The 18,133-nt window shown below is 63.2% G+C and carries 19 protein-coding genes; 7 read left to right on the plus strand and 12 right to left on the minus strand.

The window, feature by feature from the left end; genetic code table 11:
- Positions 1 to 129 precede the first annotated feature (129 nt).
- The 4 genes from V2S85_RS21825 to V2S85_RS21840 all read right to left on the minus strand — a co-directional run bounded on the left by V2S85_RS21825 (position 130) and on the right by V2S85_RS21840 (position 4,164).
- Positions 130 to 1,428 carry a sorbosone dehydrogenase family protein gene (locus V2S85_RS21825; RefSeq protein WP_330704917.1) on the minus strand — a complete coding sequence of 433 codons (1,299 nt, stop codon included), beginning with the start codon at positions 1,426 to 1,428 and terminating at the stop codon, positions 130 to 132.
- Positions 1,425 to 1,859, minus strand: a complete 435-nt coding sequence (locus tag V2S85_RS21830) for a DUF2231 domain-containing protein (protein ID WP_330704918.1) — start codon at positions 1,857 to 1,859, stop codon at positions 1,425 to 1,427. The genes V2S85_RS21825 and V2S85_RS21830 overlap by 4 nt, the downstream gene beginning before the upstream one ends.
- A gap of 72 nt (positions 1,860 to 1,931) precedes the next feature.
- Positions 1,932 to 3,377, minus strand: a complete 1,446-nt coding sequence (locus V2S85_RS21835; protein WP_330704919.1) for a L,D-transpeptidase family protein — start codon at positions 3,375 to 3,377, stop codon at positions 1,932 to 1,934.
- A gap of 79 nt (positions 3,378 to 3,456) precedes the next feature.
- A complete protein-coding gene (locus V2S85_RS21840) occupies positions 3,457 to 4,164 on the minus strand; it encodes a murein L,D-transpeptidase catalytic domain family protein (protein ID WP_419198224.1) in 708 nt (235 codons plus the stop codon).
- 140 nt (positions 4,165 to 4,304) lie between these two features.
- Here V2S85_RS21840 and V2S85_RS21845 point away from each other — a divergent pair, with 140 nt between their 5' ends.
- Positions 4,305 to 4,493 (plus strand): hypothetical protein, encoded by a 189-nt coding sequence (locus V2S85_RS21845; RefSeq protein ID WP_330704920.1) that lies wholly within the window; start codon positions 4,305 to 4,307, stop codon positions 4,491 to 4,493.
- 391 nt (positions 4,494 to 4,884) lie between these two features.
- On the plus strand, positions 4,885 to 5,385 hold the full coding sequence (locus tag V2S85_RS21850; RefSeq protein ID WP_330704921.1) for a hypothetical protein: 501 nt from the start codon (positions 4,885 to 4,887) through the stop codon (positions 5,383 to 5,385).
- Positions 5,386 to 5,392: 7 nt separating this feature from the next.
- Here the strand turns inward: V2S85_RS21850 and gstA are convergent, their stop codons facing one another.
- From gstA to V2S85_RS21865, 3 genes are read right to left on the minus strand one after another with little or no spacing between them, the layout of a single operon-like run.
- Positions 5,393 to 5,983: a glutathione transferase GstA gene (gstA, locus tag V2S85_RS21855; RefSeq protein ID WP_330704922.1), complete on the minus strand. Its 591-nt coding sequence runs from the start codon at positions 5,981 to 5,983 to the stop codon at positions 5,393 to 5,395.
- Positions 5,980 to 6,897 (minus strand): formate/nitrite transporter family protein, encoded by a 918-nt coding sequence (locus V2S85_RS21860; protein WP_330704923.1) that lies wholly within the window; start codon positions 6,895 to 6,897, stop codon positions 5,980 to 5,982. The genes gstA and V2S85_RS21860 overlap by 4 nt, the downstream gene beginning before the upstream one ends.
- On the minus strand, positions 6,894 to 7,316 hold the full coding sequence (locus tag V2S85_RS21865; protein ID WP_330704924.1) for an SRPBCC family protein: 423 nt from the start codon (positions 7,314 to 7,316) through the stop codon (positions 6,894 to 6,896). The genes V2S85_RS21860 and V2S85_RS21865 overlap by 4 nt, the downstream gene beginning before the upstream one ends.
- A 154-nt stretch (positions 7,317 to 7,470) precedes the next feature.
- Here V2S85_RS21865 and V2S85_RS21870 point away from each other — a divergent pair, with 154 nt between their 5' ends.
- A complete protein-coding gene (locus V2S85_RS21870; RefSeq protein ID WP_330704925.1) occupies positions 7,471 to 8,169 on the plus strand; it encodes a glutathione S-transferase in 699 nt (232 codons plus the stop codon).
- Between the two features lie 73 nt (positions 8,170 to 8,242).
- Positions 8,243 to 9,769: a catalase gene (locus V2S85_RS21875; protein WP_330704926.1), complete on the plus strand. Its 1,527-nt coding sequence runs from the start codon at positions 8,243 to 8,245 to the stop codon at positions 9,767 to 9,769.
- 216 nt (positions 9,770 to 9,985) lie between these two features.
- Here the strand turns inward: V2S85_RS21875 and V2S85_RS21880 are convergent, their stop codons facing one another.
- The 4 genes from V2S85_RS21880 to V2S85_RS21895 all read right to left on the minus strand — a co-directional run bounded on the left by V2S85_RS21880 (position 9,986) and on the right by V2S85_RS21895 (position 14,475).
- On the minus strand, positions 9,986 to 10,147 hold the full coding sequence (locus tag V2S85_RS21880) for a hypothetical protein (protein ID WP_330704927.1): 162 nt from the start codon (positions 10,145 to 10,147) through the stop codon (positions 9,986 to 9,988).
- 528 nt (positions 10,148 to 10,675) lie between these two features.
- Positions 10,676 to 11,656: a BON domain-containing protein gene (locus V2S85_RS21885; protein WP_330704928.1), complete on the minus strand. Its 981-nt coding sequence runs from the start codon at positions 11,654 to 11,656 to the stop codon at positions 10,676 to 10,678.
- Between the two features lie 257 nt (positions 11,657 to 11,913).
- Entirely contained in the window at positions 11,914 to 13,305 is a 1,392-nt protein-coding gene (gene nhaA, locus V2S85_RS21890; protein WP_330704929.1) for a Na+/H+ antiporter NhaA, read from the minus strand.
- A gap of 186 nt (positions 13,306 to 13,491) precedes the next feature.
- Positions 13,492 to 14,475, minus strand: coding sequence for a YihY/virulence factor BrkB family protein (locus tag V2S85_RS21895; protein ID WP_330704930.1), 984 nt, complete (start codon positions 14,473 to 14,475; stop codon positions 13,492 to 13,494).
- A 218-nt stretch (positions 14,476 to 14,693) separates the two neighbouring features.
- Between V2S85_RS21895 and V2S85_RS21900 the strand changes: the two genes are divergently transcribed.
- On the plus strand, positions 14,694 to 15,266 hold the full coding sequence (locus V2S85_RS21900; protein WP_330704931.1) for a ferritin-like domain-containing protein: 573 nt from the start codon (positions 14,694 to 14,696) through the stop codon (positions 15,264 to 15,266).
- 5 nt (positions 15,267 to 15,271) lie between these two features.
- The gene (locus tag V2S85_RS21905; RefSeq protein WP_330704932.1) at positions 15,272 to 16,804 is read left to right on the plus strand and encodes an FAD-dependent oxidoreductase; all 1,533 of its coding nucleotides are present in this window, start codon (positions 15,272 to 15,274) and stop codon (positions 16,802 to 16,804) included.
- A 4-nt stretch (positions 16,805 to 16,808) separates the two neighbouring features.
- On the opposite strand, the gene V2S85_RS21910 is transcribed toward V2S85_RS21905, so the two are convergent.
- The gene (locus V2S85_RS21910; RefSeq protein ID WP_330704933.1) at positions 16,809 to 17,534 is read right to left on the minus strand and encodes an alpha/beta hydrolase; all 726 of its coding nucleotides are present in this window, start codon (positions 17,532 to 17,534) and stop codon (positions 16,809 to 16,811) included.
- A 359-nt stretch (positions 17,535 to 17,893) separates the two neighbouring features.
- On the opposite strand from V2S85_RS21910, the gene V2S85_RS21915 reads away from it, so the two are divergent.
- Positions 17,894 to 18,010, plus strand: coding sequence for an SDR family NAD(P)-dependent oxidoreductase (locus V2S85_RS21915; RefSeq protein WP_419198225.1), 117 nt, complete (start codon positions 17,894 to 17,896; stop codon positions 18,008 to 18,010).
- Positions 18,011 to 18,133 lie beyond the last annotated feature (123 nt).

Raw genomic sequence — 18,133 nt, forward strand, 5'->3', positions numbered from 1 at the left:
GGTTTGCGTCCCACTTCCATTGGTCTGCTTGGTGGTGGCCAAGTCGATCTGTGCTATGCACCAAGGGTGCCTCGGAGGCGAAATCGAGGCACCGTTCAGCCACATGCAGTCAGAATAATGGCAGAGCGCTTAGCGTGCAGGGATAACTCGCCATACGGTGTTCGATAGGTCGTCGGCGATCAGCAGCGCCCGGCGCTCGGGATCGTACGTGACGCCGACCGGGCGTCCACGCGCCTTCCCCTCGGGCCCGATGAACCCTGTCACGAAGTCGCGGAGCTTGCCCGAGGGCCGGCCATTGGTGAAGGGAATCCATACAACCTTGTAGCCCGCCAGTTGGCGACGGTTCCAGCTTCCGTGCTCGCCCACGAATGCGCCATCGGCATAATTTCCGCCAAAGCCGCCGCCGGTAAGGAACGTCAGGCCAAGCGCTGCGACGTGTGAGCCCAGGGCATAGTCCGGGGCAATCGCCTTGCGGACCATGTTAGGCTTCTGGGGGTGGACGCGCGGATCGACGTGACCGCCGTAATAGCTGTAAGGCCAGCCATAGAACGCCCCCGGCTTCACCGAGGTCAGGTAGTCCGGCACGAGGTCCGCGCCCAGCTCGTCGCGCTCGTTGGCGACGGCCCAGAGGGCCTGCGTTGACGGATTGATCGCCAGAGCCGTCGGATTGCGGATGCCCGAGGCGTACGTGCGATGCGTCCCGCTTTCGCGGTCGATTTCCCAGACGACCGCGCGATCTTCCTCCACAGCCATGCCGCGCTCGCCAATGTTGCTGTTCGAGCCGATACCGACGTAGAGCCGCGAGCCGTCGGCGCTCGCCGTCAGGGACTTGGTCCAGTGATGGTTGGGATTGGCGGGGAGCTTCGTCATCACTTCGCCGGGCGCATCGATGCGCGTTTGTCCGTCGCGGTAGGGGAAGCGCAGCAGGGCGTCCTGATCGGCGATGTAGAGCTCAGATCCCACAAACGCCATGCCGTAAGGCGCGTTCAGCTTGTCGATCAGCACGGTCTGGAGCTCATACTTTCCATCGCGATCGCGGTCACGCAGCAAGGTGATACGGTCGCCGCCCTTCGTGCCGCTCTTGCCAAGGCTCTTGATATAGCCCGCGATGACGTCCTTGGGGCGCAGTTTGGGCGCGCTTCCACCAAGACCTTCGGAAACCAGAATGTCGCCGTTGGGAAGGACGAGCGTCTGGCGCGGCACCTTTAGACCGGTGGCGATGGGCGCAATGGTAAAGCCCTTGGGCACGTTGGGCATCGCGCCGTTCCAGCCTGCGGGGCTGGCGATCTTCATCGGCGGAAGAAGGGTCTGGTTCTGCTCGGGGAGCGCCGGCCGCGGGCCGGTCTGATCGAGATCTTGCGCCTTGTCGCAAGCGGCAAGGGCGATCGGCGCAGCGAGGCTCAGGGCGGAAAGGACAACGCGGTTCATGCTCGCACCTCGCGGGAAACGGTGTAGCCAATCCATCCCGCTGCCAGCGCCAGCACCGTGGAAATGACGGAGAGGGCAAGACCGGTCGTGCCGACCGAACTCCACCCGTCATGGCTATGCTGGAACGCATTGACGAGGCCGACGACGAATAGCAGCGCCAGGATCGCACAGAGCCAACCTCTTCCCGCCCGGCGCGCAAGCATGCCGATCAACGCCCAGGCCAGGGCAAGGCCGGTAAACACCAGCGCTCCGGCGATCAGCCAGGATGCAAAGTTCGACCACTGCATTTCCGAGCTGTTGAGATATGTGATGTCCGCCAGCAGAGCGCCCGGGAACATCGACACCGGGAAAGCGAGCAGGATCGCATGAAGCGGGTGCAGCGCTATCAGCGCTGCGCTGGGATTGGCTGAGGGCAGGTCGAATTCCTTCAACGCTTTGTCGGGAAGGTAAGAACAGCAAATGCGCCGATCGGCGAAGAGTTGCCGATGGGTCCGATCCCTGCCTTACGGCCCGACGTCGCCGCCATTGGCGTGCAACGGGTGACTGGTTTTTGCCGCGAAGCCCAGTGCGGTCGCCACGCTCTCGTTGCGACCATAGGGGTCGGAGCGGATGACCGGCTCACCATCTTCGCCGAAAAGGACTGTGTCATAGAGAAGACGAACTGGAATTTCGCGTGGCAGCGGCACGAAGGTTTCCTTGCCGGTGGCGCGGGCACGGTGCCATTCGTCGAGCACGCCTTCATCCTTTGCCAGCATTTCCGCAAAGCCCAGGGCATCCTCCACGCGCACGCAGCCGTGGCTGCGCTGGCGCTGCACTTCCTGGAACAGCTGCTTGGCGGGAGTGTCGTGCAGGTAGATCTGATGCTCGTTCTTCATGTCGAACTTGACGAGGCCCAGCGAGTTCCCGGGGCCGGGCTGCTGTACCACCCAGCCGTCCTTCCACGCCATGTTGTTGCGGCGCAGATAGGCGCTGCCCTTGCCGGCGATCTCCTTGCTCTGGATCGAGCGCGGGACAGTCCAAGTCGGATTGGCGACGAGACGATAGATCGGCGAACCCAGCTGCGGGGTCTGGTTCTCCGGCTTCCCGACGACGACCTTGCGCGTATCGACCATCTTGCCGTCACGCCAATAGATCAGGCGGCCCGCAGCAACATTGACGTCGATGCGGGTCTTGGGCGGATCGCGCTGCAGCCAGCGCATGCGCTCCATCGCGACTGCGATCGCGCGCGCCTTGTCCTCATCGGAGAGGTTGAGGATTTCCAGCGCATCCTTGCCGATCACGCCGTCGGGCTTGATGCCGTAGTCCGCCTGCATGCGCTGCACGGCCTTCATCATGGCCGGGGAATAGCGGTCGCCTTGCGCATCTTTGCCATCAAGATAGTCGGAGGCCGCGAGCTGGCGGGCGATTTGCGGCACGCGCGGATCGCTGTCGCCGGGCTTCAGCGGTTCGCTGTCCTGCGCGATGGCCGGGGCGGGCGCATCCTTGCTGCCACGAAGCGAGAGGTAGGCTTTCGAAAGGCGCCGGTAGCCGTCATCCTGGGGGGCGAGGCCGTCCAGCCAGTCCTTGAGGTCCCCGCCCTTCAAAGCTTTGGCAAGGCCGGGCAGGAGGTTCGGGTCAGGCCTTGGCACGGAATAGATGTCGTAAAGCTTCTTCGGATCGCTGGCACCGCGCGCCAGCGCCGATGCGTAGCGCAAGGCACTTTCGGTCAGCGCGCGATCGCCGTCGGCATTGCCGGGTTGGCCATCGACCACAAAATTCATGTGATCGAGGCCATGCGTTGCCCGGCTGTCGATCGCAGCGCGCAGGTCGCGCACCGCCGCGTCGTTCCAATGAACTTCAGTGATGTTCACGGCCGGCGCAGGCGCGTCGGGCGTCTCGGAGCCGGACCCGCACGCTGTGAGTGCAACAGTCACGGCAAGCAACGAGGAAACGATCAACCGATTGCGCACATGGATCTCCTTGGATGACCCAAGGTACAACCGACAGGCATGCTCGACGTTGCTCACCGTCTGATTTTTAGGCCCGGATTCAGCTTCTTGCCGCGAAGATCATTCGCCCCTTGCCGAGGAACGAGAAGACGTCATCGAGCTTGTTCTCCCCCACCGCGAAGCAACCCTGACTGCGGCCGAGCTTGCCATGCGCCTTGATCATGTCGTCATTTGCGTACCACGCGCTGTGCACGACGACGGCGCGTTCAAGCGCATTGTTGTTGGTGGCGTCGAGCCCGATCAGCCGCTGCGAACGGCCATGTTTGCCGACGTAATAGTCATCGGTCAGATATGCCCCTTCGCTTGATGCGTTCGATCCGAACGCGTTGGAGAAGCGTTCAAGGTATCCGGTGTGATGCGGATCGGAACCCGATCCATGCGCGACGAGCAGGCGAATGGCCTTGCCGTCTTCCACGTCGAGAAAATGCATTCGCGCGTCCGACGACGGCGCGGAAAAGTCCACGATCGCGATCCGGTCGCGCCGCCTGATCCGGTCTCCATGCCGATCAAGGGACGCAAGAGCCTTGCGCAGAAGCGGGGGATTGACGGTCGAGAACGCTGCGCGCGGTCCGTCGTTACGCACCATTGCCGGAACGCTGGCAGGGCCTGCGGACTTCGGAAATACCGGAGCGGCAAGCGGCGAAGTCGAACGCAGGGGCGAAGAGGAGCGCGAGCATGAAGCGACCGCAACTGCGGCACCGGCAAGCATCATCGCCCTGCGATTCATAATGATATCATGCTGGGCCATGGCCAACACTTGGGGATGATCGACATCGAATTGAAGGGGGAATTTTCAATTAAATCATAGTCATGTGGTCATTTTTGTACATACTGCGAGGATGGATGGCAAATGCTGCAGGCCAGCGTTCCCGCGAAATGAGAATGATCATGAACCAGCATATTTGCGAACCGACTTCGCCCTGGCTATTTCCGTTCGCGCGAAGCTTGCTGCGATGGCTGTTCGCGCTTGTCTTTGTTTTTGCCGGATACAAACACATTACCGCCCCAGACGGGTTTGTGGCGATCACACCGCGCTGGGTGCCCCTACCGGACTTCGTGGTATGGGCAACGGGATGATGCGAAATCGCCGGCGCAGCTGGTCTGCTCGTTCCGAAGCGCTGGTCGCCGGGGGCGTATCGGGGCGCCTCCATAGCCTTGGCGGCTTATGCCTTGTGCGTGTGGCCGGCGAACTTCAATCACGCGCTGCATGACAATCCGGTCGCGGGCGTTCACCTTTCCTGGTGGTATCATGGCCCCAGACTGGTTTTCCAGCCCATGCTGATCTGGGCTCTCCTGTGGGCAGGACATATCATCGACTGGCCATTTGGCCGGCCCCACCGCTGAAGACAGGCGGGTGCGGGAACAGACTCTCGGCATGCTGTTTGGGGAGGAGACCGGCAACAGAGGGAGCATCCCCCTACGGCAAATATCCCCTGCGACCTTGCAGTGCGGCGATGCGCCGATCTTCATGGCCGGCGATGCAGACCATTCGCGTCCCGTGCTGCACGAGGCGCAGGCGGAAGGGACGCTCGCGGGGCGCAATGCCGCCTGTTTCCCGGAAATGATAACCGGCCGGCGCATGGTCCCCTTCTCGATCATCTTCACCGATCCTGCGCTGGCGAACATCGGCGAGCTCGATGGAAAGGACAGCGTGATCGCAAGCGCGTCCTACGAGGATCAGGGGCGGGCAAAGGTCGAAGGTGTGAACCGCGGACTGCCACGCCTCCATGCCGATTCGGCGAACGGGAAACTAATCGGTGCCGTGCTGGCGACGCCGGCAGCCGAGCACATGGCGCATTTCCTCGTCATGGCGATCGACCGGGGCCTGACGACGAGCGATATACTGCCCCTTCCGCTCTATCACCCTACCTTCGAGGAAGGTCTCAAGCCCGCGCTGCGCGAGATCTGTTCGCGGACCGGCGGGCCCGTCGCCATGGAACGCGACGACGAGTTTCTCGCAGGGGCCTGAGGGCGAGCTAGTCCAGACCCTCCGCTGACAGAGCTTGGCGTATCGACGGGCGCTGGGTCAGCCGGTCAAAATAGCGGGTGAGGGTGTCCGGCAGAGGTAGCCTGGCCTTCTTCTGCGCCCACATCAGCATGACGAAGAGGTAGCAGTCTGCCGAAGTGAAGCTGTCGCCGACGATGTAGTCGCGTTCAGCCAGCTGCGCCTCGAGGTAGGCGAAGCGCCTGGCCAGATTGTCTCCTGCTGCCTTCTTCGCTTCATCGGTGCTGTCCGGCGTGAAGAACGGCTTGAAGCCCTTGTGCACTTCGGTCGAGATGAAGGCGATCGTCTCCAGCAATTTCCAGCGGTTATCCGGTGACGCCGCGATCTTCTCGGATTGGTCCGCAAGATAGCTGAGGATGGCGATGTTTTCGGTGAGGATGGTGCCATCGCCGAGGGCAAGCGCGGGAACGTAGCCCTTGGGATTTATGGTGGCGTAGTCGCTGCCGGTCTCGGTGCGCTTTTCCTTCAGGTCGACCTTTTCCAGGGTGAAGGGCAAGCCGGCTTCGGCCATGGCGATATGGTCGGCCAGGCTGCAAGCGCCCGGCGCATAGTAGAGCTTCATGGGACAGGTCCTCTCTTGTGCTGATCCATGCGGTCAACTTGGGTGGTTCGGTTCGGATGCGGATCGTCCGCGCCAAGATCGCTGCGCATCTGGCCATGTGCCAGCACCGCGAACAGGCCGGTGCCGCCGACGATATTGCCGATCAGCGCCGGCAGGGTGAATTCGAGCCAGGCTTCACCGAAATTGATGCGGCCGCTGAGCCACAGGAAGCTCGCCTGCGACGATCCGGTCACGACATGTGCAAAGCCGCCGAGCGCGATCACGTAGGTCAGCACGAATACGACCCAGAATTCGCTGCCCCGGGCATTGGGCAGCACCCAGGCGACCGCCGCCATGATGAAGCCGGCAGGTATCCCCAGCGTCAGCGTGCGGGTCCAGTGCTGGAGTTCGAGCTTGCCCAGAATGTCGAGGGCTACCATTCGCTGCTCATGCGTGACGATGATCTCGCCGGCCATGAGCGCGCTCACCAGCGTGACGCCGATCAGATTGCCCACGAGCACGCAGGCCCAGAGCCTGGCAAGGCGGCCGAAATTGCCCAGCGAAGGCGATGTCGCGATCGGCAGCACCGCCGTCACCGTACTTTCGGTGAAGAGCTGCAGCCGGCCCATCACCACGATCACATAGCCGATCGGATAGCCGAGGAAATAGATCAGCGGCGCCCAGTCGGTATCGGGCAGGTGGCTGCGCAGGAACAGCTCGCACAGCAGGGAGAGAGCGATCGCAAGGCCTGCGGCGATACCCGACAGGGTCAGGGCGAGGGGGGGCCGTGCGAGCTCCTCTTCTCCCTGCAAACGCACGACCTCGTGAACGATCTTGGAGGAGCCGGCCTTGCGCTCCTCGACATCCCGGGCCTCGGACGCATCGAGTGCCTTGTCCGGCTGCTCCGTTTCTTCGCTACGTGGCTCGTTCGTCATGGAGCATCCCTGTCCGGCTGACTACGTTCCAGAAGTGCCTTGAGGCTCTCGAGATCCTGGCAGACCATGGCGGCATCACGAATAAAATCGTCGTCGCACATGTCCGGTTGGCGATAGAGGGTGAAGACCGCCTGCGTCCCTGTCCCGTTCTCGATCAGCCGCAGCGGGATATGTATGACCGGCTTGCCGGGCAGCATGACCCAGTGATCGAGAACGCCGAAATCGTTGGGCGGGCTGAACCGGACCCTTGCTTCACCGGCGGGCGTGTCAGCCCGCCATTCATCGCCGTCCCGGTGGAGCGACGACGACATGCCCGCAGCCCATTCGGGGAAATTCTCCGGCACGTGAGCGAAGGCATAGGCCGCCTCAAATGGGCAGTCGATCGTAATACCGATCAGGCGGGCTTCGTGGGTTGCCATGATGCAGGTTCCTTTGCTGCCTATAACCCTTGAACGGGCACAGGGTTCTGCACTGGCAAAGGCGGGGTGACCGCTGGCGAGGGCGGCTCGTCGCTGTCACGAAACCGGGCATACCGCAGCGCATTGAGAGGTCTTCATGCTGCAGGAGAAAGCGATGTCCGATTTCGACCTCTACTACTGGCCAGTGCCCTTTCGCGGCCAGCTCATCCGCGGCATCCTCGCTTCCGCCGGGAAGACCTGGGCCGAGCATGACAGCGATGAGATCGGCCAGCTCATGGCGAGTTCACCCGCCGAGCAGTCGACCCCGTTCATGGGGCCTCCCGTCCTGGTCGACAACGCGAGCGGGTTTGCGCTCTCCGAAATGCCTGCGATCGCGTTCTATCTGGGTGAGAAGCTGGATCTCTTGCCACCTTCGATCGAAGAACGGGCGCGGACCCTCAAGGTCGTCAACGACGCCAACGATGTCCTCGACGAAATCACGCTGGATGGGGGACGGCAGATGTGGACCGAGGAGACGTGGCGGGACTTCATGCCACGCCTCAGGCGCTGGATGGAGATCTGGGAGGCGACGGGTCTACGAAACGGGCTCAGCGAGACAGAAGGCTTCCTGTTAGGCACGAGGAAGCCGGGCGTGGCGGACATCGTCAGTGCAGTGCTGTGGTCGACGATGACGGAGCGTTTCCCGGCGATCGAGGCATTGCTCCGCGATGCAGCTCCGAACCTTGCTGCGCTGGTGCGGCGCATGACCGAGATGCCTCGACTGAAGCGTCTCGCCGAGCAGGCGCGGGACGAATACGGCAGCTCCTATTGCGGCGGCGAGATCGAGCAGTCTTTGCGCAAGGTGGCGGTCTGATCCAAAACGACTGGGGAACCTCTGGGAGGCTCATGGGTAGCGATAGCATCCACTCAGAAAGCCAGAGGCTCCCATGACATACCGGTCCACCCCGCGCACCACCAACGATGCCGGCATTCCCATCCAGAGCGACGAGCATTCGCTGACTATCGGCCGAGACGGCCCGATCGTCCTCAACGATCATTACCTGATCGAGCAGATGGCCAACTTCAATCGCGAGAGAATTCCGGAACGCCAGCCCCACGCCAAGGGCAGCGGCGCTTTCGGCCACTTCGAGACCACCGGCGATGTCATCGCCTACACCAAGGCAAAGTTGTTCCAGCCGGGTGCCAAGGTCGACACCGCCATCCGATTCTCCACGGTCGCGGGTGAGAGCGGCAGCCCGGACACCTGGCGCGACCCGCGCGGCTTCTCGGTCAAGTTCTACACCGAAGAGGGCAACTTCGACATGGTCGGCAACAACACGCCGATCTTCTTCATCCGCGACCCGATGAAATTCCAGCACTTCATCCGCTCGCAAAAGCGCCGCGCCGACAATGGCCTACGCGATCACGACATGCAGTGGGATTTCTGGACGCTCTCGCCTGAAAGCGCGCATCAGGTGACTTACCTGATGGGCGACCGCGGCATCCCCAAGACCTGGCGCGAGATGAACGGCTATTCCAGCCATACCTATTCGCTGGTGAACGCTAAGGGCGAAAAGTTCTGGGTCAAGTTCCACTTCAAGACCGACCTGGGGGACGGCAACGCCTACTTCAGCCAGGCCGACGCTGATGTGATGGCGGGCAAGGACGGCGACTTCCACCGCCGCGACCTGTTCAATGCGATCGATCAGGGTGACCATCCCAGTTGGACGCTCTTCTGGCAGGTGATGTCCTATGAGGATGCCAGGACCTACCGCATCAATCCGTTCGACCTCACCAAGATTTGGCCCCATGCCGACTATCCGCTGATCGAGGTCGGCAAGCTGACGCTGACGCGAAATCCCACCGACTTCCACAGCGAAATCGAACAGCTTGCCTTCGAGCCGAACAACATGGTGCCCGGCGTCGGCCTATCGCCTGACAAGAGGCTGCTGGCACGCGGCTTCTCCTATGCCGACGCGCACCGCGCCAGGCTCGGGGTCAATTACAAGCAGATCCCGGTCAATCGACCGGTTGCGCCGGTGCACAGCTATTCGACGGCCGGGGCGATGCGGATCGAGAAGGCGACAGATCCCGTCTATGCCCCTAACAGCTACGGCGGCCCGGCAGCCGAGCGCGACCCGTACGAGGCGGGCATCTGGCAGGCCGATGGCGAGATGGTGCGCGAGGCCCACACCCTGCGCGCCGACGACGATGACTGGAGCCAGGCCGGAACGCTGGTGCGCGAAGTGATGGACGACGCCGCGCGAGGGCGTCTTGTCGAGAACGTGGTCGGCCACCTGTGCGATGGCGTCAGCGAGAAAGTTTTGCAGCGAGCATTCGAATACTGGCGCAACATCGACGCGGAGACCGGCAGGAAGGTCGAGGAGGGCGTCCGCAGCAAAATCGGCGGAGCGTCGAAGGCCGCGGGCATGGGGTCGGCCAGGTCGATCCGGGACGCGAACCCCTCAAACTGACGTACCGTCCAGTGAGCCGCACCGGATGCGGCTCACTGGACGGTGTCGCCGGTGTGACGACATGAGGAGGTTCTCGCGTCCAAGGCGGCGGGACGCTTTCACCACCCACGATATGGCTCGGCGGGCGGACCCGGTAACGGGGTCTTCTCGAATCCGATGTCTGGATGGGGATTGTCCATTACCCAACAAGTACGCCGAATAAATGCGGCAGCATCGTCACCGGGGTTTGAGGTGGACTTCGGTCGAGGCGACCACCGGCAATTCCTTGGCGCAGGTGCGAAGGATCCGCGCGCGGTGCACGTTCCAGGATGTGCTGATCGCCGCAAGCAGATGGGGTGGAAAGCGGTTTGCTAGCTTCCCGGCATCAAAAATTGCCAAGGCTGTCGTCTTTCTCTGCAAATCCATACCTGCAAATGCGAACGCCGGTGCGATCCGCTTTGTTCCTGCCTCGAAGGCCGGTCGGCGCGCTGGAACTGCAGCCTGTCGCGGCGACGACACGCGCCAGCCTGCGGGGCGCCTTTAGTCGAAACGCGGGCCGGATGCAGTCACTTCAATCAGGAGAGCAAAGGAGACTGACCATGCCCAGAAATGATCCTGCCATGAAGCCCGGGGACAAAGATCCCGAAGGTGTACGCTCGCTGGAAGAGGAGCGCCTCAACCCTGGTCCGAACGCGGGAGCGACCGGGGGCGCCGGAATGGACCCGGACTGCCGTGGGAAGGGGGACGCCGATGATGCGTCCTACCGGCGGAATGGCGTGCAAAGCGGCCTTCAGCGCGACCTTGAGCATGGGCAAGAGCATTAGGCCGCACCTTGCGGGAATTGCCAGGGAGCCTCCCGGGCGCCTGCAGATGATAAAAGGAGGGGAGCCATCAGGCTCCCCTCCATCCCCTGGCATTTTTCCGCCGTCAGGATGTCGTGGTCGGCCGCGTGGCTGCTGACGAAGGTGTAGTCGGAATGCCATCAACGGCTGACTGGTCGTGCCGCACAGTGGACCCGGTCACGCGAAGATTGTTCTGGACGTGGCTTACGCCCCACACGTTCTCCGCGAGATCTTCAGCGCGGCGCTTGTCCTGCCGTGTGGACACCGTGCCGTCGAGTGTCACTTCGGCCTCCTTCACCACAACCCGGACATGGCTTGCATCGAGCCGCCAGTCCTGGGTCAAGGCATCATTGACATCCTCGCGAATTCGCTCGTCCGAGCGGGTATAATCTGAAGGGCCGCGTCCCCGGTGATCCATGTCACGGCGGCGCGACGCGTCCTTGTCGCCGAACCAGCTGGCCACCTCGTCGCCGGCCCTTTCCAGGAACCCGCGCTTTTCGCCTTCGGCACGCCATGCGCCGTAGTCGTCATCGTGGTGCCGACGGGACCAGCTGCCTGGTCCCCAACTCGGTCGATAGCTGTTGCTGGGGTGCGCCCCTCCACTCAACGCGCCGCGATCTGCCGAGAAATCGCGGCCGCCGTAATCCTCGCTGGTGAAGCTGGAATAGTCGTTGCCCCCACTCGCATCGAAATCATGCACTGGATAGTCGTTTCTGCGCGGAGAGGATCCCCGCCGGATGTTTTCATCCCGGCCATACCCGTAACGCCCTTCAAGACGCGGGTCGCGTACGAAAGTGCCGCGCGGTGCTTCTTCATAACGGGAACTCCCCGGATCGCCTTCGTAGCGACCGCCTTCGTAGCGACTGTCGAGATTGCGGGCGCGGCCTTCACCCCGACGCGGCACATAGGCGCCTCGAGATCCTTCCGTGGTATCGTCCATTCCGCCGGCCTGCCGACTGCCCTCGTCCTGCCACTGATTGGCCTGGCGCGGCATGTCCCAGGAACTGTCCTGATTGCGATAGCCACCTGCCTGGCGATTTTCGGGATTGCGTTCATCGCGATTCATCGATGCTCTCCTTCGCTTCAATCCGGCGCGCGATTGCCTTCGCGCTGCATGAAGACCAAACACGGAAGGCGCAGGTATCGATCCACTGCCGGACGACTTCATTGTGGCATCCGTCGCATTGGCTCCTCGCATCGTCGGTGCCCGCGGCGGACCTCGGCCTCGGGCAGAAGCTCTCATTCCGGGCATGCGTGCCGGTCGGCCGATTTTCTACGGTCGAAGATTGCTGGCAGCGGCGAATTCAGCGCCATTTTTTCGGATCACATCTTCGGGCGATCACCTGCAAACCGAAGGAAGACATAGCCTGCAAGACCAGCCACTGCCGACGCAGCCAACGTCCCGAGCGATGCCTGCTCGACCAGTCTACTGTCCGCGAATGCAAGGTCGGCTATGAACAGGGATATCGTGAAACCGATACCGGCAAGGCTGCTCATTGCGAGAACCATGCGCCATGTCACGCCGCTCGGCAGACGGGCAATTCCGGTCCGGGTTCCAAGCCACGAAGCAAACAGAAAGCCGATCGGTTTGCCAAGAACCAGAGCGGCGACGACCGCCGGGGCGAGGGGCGATGCCACTGCGCTGGCAAGAGCATCAGGGGTGATTGCCACATGGACATTGCTCAGTACAAACAGCGGCAGGACGAAATAGCTGACCCAGGGGGTCAGGACCCCGACGAGACGATCGCCGGTGACTTCTGTAGCCGCCGTCATCTCGTCGAGGTATCCAAGGTGGGCCTCAACCTCATGATGGGCAGCGCGGTCTGTGCGATCGTCGCCATCGGCCTGGCGCAGCTGCCGGTAGGCATCCTGGAAATCATCGACCTTGCGTTGCACTCCGCGTGAAAAGGCATCCTTGTCCAGCCTCGGGCGGACCGGTGCGACGAAACCGATGACGACGCCGGCAATCGTGGCATGAATGCCGGATGCGAATATCCCGCCCCAGGTTGCTATCGACAGCAACACGTAAGGGAAGGAGGAAAACCAGCGCAGCTTGCGCAGCAGCAGCATGACGCCGAACGATACTGCCGCCACGACGAGGCCGACGATTTCGATGTGCCGGGTATAGGCGCCGGCGATGACCAGCAGTCCGCCGACGTCGTCTATGGCGGCAAACGCCAGCAGAAGGGCACGAAGACCGGCTGGGAACCGGTCGGAGAAGATTGCCAGCAGGGCGAGGCCGAAAGCAGTGTCGGTGACGACGACCGTTCCCCATCCCGCCGCTTCCGGGCCTTGTCCGGCAATGACCAGGAAGAGTCCCACCGGCACCACCATGCCGCCGATTGCCCCCAGCAGCGGAAAAGCGGCCGAACGCCAGCGCGAGAGTTCACCCGTGACGATCTCGCGTTTCATGTCCGTGCCGATGATGACGAAGAACAGAGGCAGGAGCGCGTGGTCGATCCACTCCGCCAGGGAGTGAGAGAGGGAATGCGAGCCCAGACTGATCTCCAGCGAAAGGCCCCAGAAATCCTCCCAGCCTGACGCGAGAGGTGAACTGCTCAGGACAAGGGCGACGAACGTTGCCAGCAGCATCGGCCCGCCGGAAATCTCGTTGCCGGCGAAAAGCGGCGCCACCCTCTTCAAGAAGGCCCGCGAGATCGGTGATGTACCGGCGCGGGCATGTTCGCGCCCGGCGATGCGCGGCCTTATCGCCATGAGGGAGTCTGGCGATACGCCGGGCAGGCTGGCAACGACGCGCGTTCCGATCGGGTGAAATGCAGGTCGGGACGCTGGCAATTCTTTCTGGGCATGCAGGAGCCAACCAGCGGAGGGGCCGAGCGTTCCGGCGCAGGCTCGCAGCGGGCTCGTGAAGCGCGCCCCGGTTTCGACCTGTAACCCCTCTCAGTTCTCGTTCGGTGACAGCGCGGCGCTGGTGTCTGCCATCGTTGCCCCGCGTGAGCCGATTGGCAGTTCCGGGCCTGTGGTCGTGTCTCGGGCGGTCTGTCGTTCCGTCTCGGCATTGACCAAACCGCCAAGCAGCACTGCATAGGCCGAGACATAAAGCCACATCAGCAGCACGACCACGGCGCCCAGCGAACCATAAGTGGTGTCGTAATTGCCCAGCGACGAGGCATAGAGACCAAAGCCGACGGTGGCGACCAGCCATAGCGCCGTCGCCATCAGGGACCCGGTGGTCAGCCACTGCCAGCGCGCATCGGCGCGGTCTGGCGCAAAGCGGTACATCCCGCCGATGGCGATGCTGCACAGGCCCGCGGCGACGACCCAGGTCGCTGCCTGGATCAGCGGGGCGCCGATCGGGCCGAGATCGGCGATGAGGTCGCCCGCGAGGCTGAGCATCGAGGCCGCAACCAGCCCGACGATGCCGACCACGACCGCCGATGCGGCAAGTGCGAGGGCAAGAATGGTGCCGCGCACGAACGAGCGGTGATCCTGCTGCTCGTATACGATGTTCAGCGATCCGATCATGGCGCCCGATGCTCTTGAAGCGCCGTAGATCGAGATGAGGAGCGCAACTGCAAGGCCAAGCCCCTTCTTGTCGGCCGCCGCCAGGGTGAGGTTCGTGAGCTGGTCGTAGATGAGGTGGGCGGCGTCGGCAGGAACGAGGTCGATGATCGTCGCCATGTGCTTGGCGACCGTGGCCGGATCGGCGATCAGCCCATAGGTCATCACGACTGCACCAAGCAGCGGCACGAATGACAGGAATGCATAGAAAGCGACGGCCGCGGAAAGCAGATTGAGATCGTGCCGGCCGCTGTTTGTCCAGACACGTCCCGCGATATCCTTCCATGCTGCAGCGCCGTACTGCGCCGGCGTCTTCGCATCGGCTCCGTGCTGGTCGGAGATGGATGTGTCAGCTGTGTTCATTGGCCCCTCATGCTGCAGTCGGGAGATGTAACGTCGCGCGTTCGCAAAAAGTTCGCCGTTTGTCGCAATCCCGGGAAAACGCCGCGCAAACGCCGGGAACTGTTTCGCGTCTGTTGCTGTCGGCGAACAGGCGCCTTCCGTTGCTGCGAGTCGTTCGCGCGGAACCCATGGACCGCCGACAGCCTTAAGGGTGAAACCCCCCATCACAGGAGATCACCATGGCGACCCAGACCCAGGACCGAAGCGCCTTTCTCACCGACGTCCAGACCCTTCGTGAACGCGCGCGCAAGTCGCTCGGGGACGGCGCGGTGATGCCCAGCTATCAGGGCGACGTCGACAAGACGATCGAACTTCTGCAGACAGTGGTCGCGACCGAGATCGTCTGCACGCTGCGCTACCAGATGCACGCGATCGCCGCGGACGGCATCACGTCCAAGAGCGTCGCTGCGGAATTCGAGGAGCATGCCAAGAGCGAACATGGTCACGCGCTGATGGCGGCCAACCGCATCGACCAGCTGGGCGGCGTTCCCGACTTCGATCCCAAGGACCTCGCCACCCGTTCGGCCACCGAATACGGCGAGCCGGGAAATCTGATCGAGATGATCAAGCAGGACCTGATCGCCGAGCGCCTCGTCATCGAGCACTATCAGGAACTGATCCGCTACTTCGGCGACAACGACCCGACGACGCGCATCATGCTCGAGCACATTCTCGCGGACGAGGAAGAGCATGCGGCCGACATGCACGACCTGCTGGTGGCCCATGAAGGTCGCCCTTTCCTGAAGGCTTGAGCATCATGGCGGAAAAGAAGCCGGATTTTGCCGCAGGCATTGCGAGCAGCGACCTGAAGCCGGACACGATCCTTGCGGGCGAGTTCGACGGCAAGCCCGTCGTCCTCGTCCGGCAAGGTGACAGGGTGCGCGCTCTCTCGGGCGAATGCACGCATCTGGGAGCCGGGCTGGAACAGGGCATCATTGCGGCAGGAGAGCTTCGGTGCCCATGGCACCACGCGCGCTTCTCGGTGGAAACCGGCGAGGCGGTGGGCGCGCCTGCGATCGAGCCGCTTTCGTGTTTTGCGTTGACCGAAGAGGGCGGAGTGATCCGCGTCACCGGCAGGGCCGATGCGAATACGCAGGCGAGCCTGAAAGCTATGCCGGATCAGCGCCGCATCATCATCGTGGGCGGCGGGGCGGCAGGTCACGCCTGCGCCGACGTTCTCGAGCGGGCCGGGCAGGGGGACCGCGTGCTGATCCTCAGTGCCGATGCCGACGTCCCGTACGATCGCACGTTCTGCTCCAAGCAGTATCTTGCCGGAAAGAAGGAGCGTGACGAATGCATGCTCCCTTCCGGTGCCGGGCAGGGGGCTGCCTTGGTGGAGGTGCGTACCGGAACTGAGGTGACGGCCATCGACACCCGGGCGAGGACCCTGTCCACGGCCGATGGGCAGAGCGTGCCCTACGAGACGCTCATCCTCGCGACAGGAGCTGAGCCGATCGTCCCTGCCATCGACGGCTTCGATCGCGACACCGTCCATGTTCTTCGTACGCTTGCCGATGCCGACGCTCTCATCGAGGCCGCGGAGAAGGCGAAGAGCGTGGCGGTCATGGGGGCCAGTTTCATCGGCCTTGAAGTCGCCGCGTCGCTGCGCCAGCGTAAGCGTCCCGTGCCCGTCATTGCGAAGGACGATGTTCCGCTTGCCGGAGTGCTCGGCGAGGAGGTCGGGCGCTTCGTTCGGGGCCTGCATGAAGACAAGGGCGTTGCGTTCCGACTTGGGAGAACGATCGAAAGCTATGATGGCAAGGCCTTAACCCTTGACGATGGATCGACGGTCGATGCCGACCTCCTGGTCATCGGTGCCGGCGTGAAGCCGCGCGTCGAACTTGCCGAAGCTGCCGGGATCGCGCTCGCCACCAACGAGGAAGGTGGTGGGATCAGGGTCGATGCCACGCTTGCGACTTCCGCTGACGGCGTCTTCGCGATCGGGGACATTGCCTCCTATCCCGATCCGCGACTGGGCCACCCGATCCGAGTCGAGCATTGGGTCCATGCGCAGAGGCAGGGCCAGTACCTTGCGCGGCGGCTGCTGGGCAAGGTCGAGGAAGGGTTCGGAGACACCCCGTTCTTCTGGTCCGGGCATTACGATACCAGCCTTCGCTATGTCGGCCATGCCGCTTCGGCCAAGGATCGCCGGATCGAGGGCGATGTCGATGAAGGCGCGTTCGCTGTCTTCTTCCGGGAGGACGGCAAGGAGCAGGCACTGCTTACCTGTCAGTGCGATGTCGAAGCCCTGGAGGTGGAAGCTAGATGGGACATGCCGGCATCCGCCTGAAGACTTAGGGTGAAGGCGCGAAGCGCTGCAGCCAATTTGCAATGCAATCGAAGAGCCGGGCGGTCGCACGTGTGTGGCCGCCCGTTTGCATGAATGCGTGGATCATGCCGGCGAAGTGATCATGGCGTACCGGGACCCCGGCGCTGGCCAGCAGGTGGCCATAAGCGTCGCCCTCGTCGCAAAGGGGATCCGCCCCGCATGTCACCAGCAGAGTTGAAGGCAGACCCGCCGGATCGGCAAGGACCGGCGAGACAATCGGATCGTGACGATCGCTTTCGCGTGACAGGTACAGGTCGATCTGCCGTTCGAGATCCTCGAGCGCGATGATGTGGCCGTTCTCGCGCGTGCGTGAGGGATAGTCGGCATCGCGCCTCAGATCGGTATTGGGATAGAGCAGGATCTGCCCCGCGATGGCGGGTCTCCCGGTCTCCCGGACGGCATCGCGGCCGCGCATCGCCAGGGCGTTCGCGAGCGTCCCGCCGATGCTGTCACCCGAGATGACGATGGTGGACGCATCGATGTTCAAGGTGTCCGCCTGATCGCGTAAATGGCCGAGCGCGCGCCAGCCGTCCTCGAGCTGCGCCGGGAACCTGTGCTCGGGCGCTCGCCGGTAGAGCGGCGCGGCGACCAGCCAGCCGGTGCGGCTGGCCAGCATCCGCAAGGCGGCGTCGTGGCCATCGACGGACCCGGCGATGGCGCCGCCCCCGTGCATGTGCAGCAGCAGCGGCAAGCGGCCAGGGTGCGGACGATACAGCCGGATCGCAAGCGCGGGCGTTGACGTCCGGGGCACGACGACATGCGATACCGAATGAAGTCCATCGGCGGAGCGTCGAGGCCCGCGAGGAGCCGCGTCTGGTAGCGGAAATTCTCCAGCCAGCGTGCATCGTCCGGCGTCCCTTCGGCCGCAGGCGCGAGCCGCGCGAGATAGTCCAGCACGTCACGGGCTTCGGCGTCCATCCTGCATCCTTGCTTGCGGTGAATGGTGAGGCAAGTCGTGGGCAGACGATGCGGTTCCAGGGAACTTCGCCGTGCCGACAGCCCTTTAGTCAGAAACATCTCAGACATCCGACGAAGAGGAAGATCGATACGATGAAGCTCGATATCGAAGGGCGCATTGCGCTGGTCACCGGCGCGGACAGCGGCATCGGCAAGGAAACGGCGCGGCGCCTGCTGAGTGAAGGCGTTCGAGTTGCGATCAGCGACTGACCTGCCCCCCGAAAGGTCCCTCATTCTGATGTAGAGTCTGCCCACGAGAAGGAGCAGACGCATGAGGAAGAGCCGTTTTACCGAGGCGCAGATCATCGGGATGATCAAGGAGCAGGAGTCCGG

The organism is Novosphingobium resinovorum (genome assembly GCF_036352595.1).
GTDB lineage: Bacteria > Pseudomonadota > Alphaproteobacteria > Sphingomonadales > Sphingomonadaceae > Novosphingobium > Novosphingobium resinovorum_B.

Excerpts from the sequence above, each read along its gene's own strand:
- V2S85_RS21825 (WP_330704917.1), bottom strand. The coding sequence starts at position 1,428 with ATGAACCGCGTTGTCCTTTCCGCCCTGAGCCTCGCTGCGCCGATCGCC.
- V2S85_RS21840 (WP_419198224.1), bottom strand. The coding sequence starts at position 4,164 with ATGGCCCAGCATGATATCATTATGAATCGCAGGGCGATGATGCTTGCC.
- V2S85_RS21845 (WP_330704920.1), top strand. The coding sequence starts at position 4,305 with ATGAACCAGCATATTTGCGAACCGACTTCGCCCTGGCTATTTCCGTTC.
- V2S85_RS21850 (WP_330704921.1), top strand. The coding sequence starts at position 4,885 with ATGGCCGGCGATGCAGACCATTCGCGTCCCGTGCTGCACGAGGCGCAG.
- gstA (WP_330704922.1), bottom strand. The coding sequence starts at position 5,983 with ATGAAGCTCTACTATGCGCCGGGCGCTTGCAGCCTGGCCGACCATATC.
- V2S85_RS21860 (WP_330704923.1), bottom strand. The coding sequence starts at position 6,897 with ATGACGAACGAGCCACGTAGCGAAGAAACGGAGCAGCCGGACAAGGCA.
- V2S85_RS21865 (WP_330704924.1), bottom strand. The coding sequence starts at position 7,316 with ATGGCAACCCACGAAGCCCGCCTGATCGGTATTACGATCGACTGCCCA.
- V2S85_RS21870 (WP_330704925.1), top strand. The coding sequence starts at position 7,471 with ATGTCCGATTTCGACCTCTACTACTGGCCAGTGCCCTTTCGCGGCCAG.
- V2S85_RS21875 (WP_330704926.1), top strand. The coding sequence starts at position 8,243 with ATGACATACCGGTCCACCCCGCGCACCACCAACGATGCCGGCATTCCC.
- V2S85_RS21885 (WP_330704928.1), bottom strand. The coding sequence starts at position 11,656 with ATGAATCGCGATGAACGCAATCCCGAAAATCGCCAGGCAGGTGGCTAT.
- nhaA (WP_330704929.1), bottom strand. The coding sequence starts at position 13,305 with ATGGCGATAAGGCCGCGCATCGCCGGGCGCGAACATGCCCGCGCCGGT.
- V2S85_RS21895 (WP_330704930.1), bottom strand. The coding sequence starts at position 14,475 with ATGAACACAGCTGACACATCCATCTCCGACCAGCACGGAGCCGATGCG.
- V2S85_RS21900 (WP_330704931.1), top strand. The coding sequence starts at position 14,694 with ATGGCGACCCAGACCCAGGACCGAAGCGCCTTTCTCACCGACGTCCAG.
- V2S85_RS21905 (WP_330704932.1), top strand. The coding sequence starts at position 15,272 with ATGGCGGAAAAGAAGCCGGATTTTGCCGCAGGCATTGCGAGCAGCGAC.
- V2S85_RS21915 (WP_419198225.1), top strand. The coding sequence starts at position 17,894 with ATGAAGCTCGATATCGAAGGGCGCATTGCGCTGGTCACCGGCGCGGAC.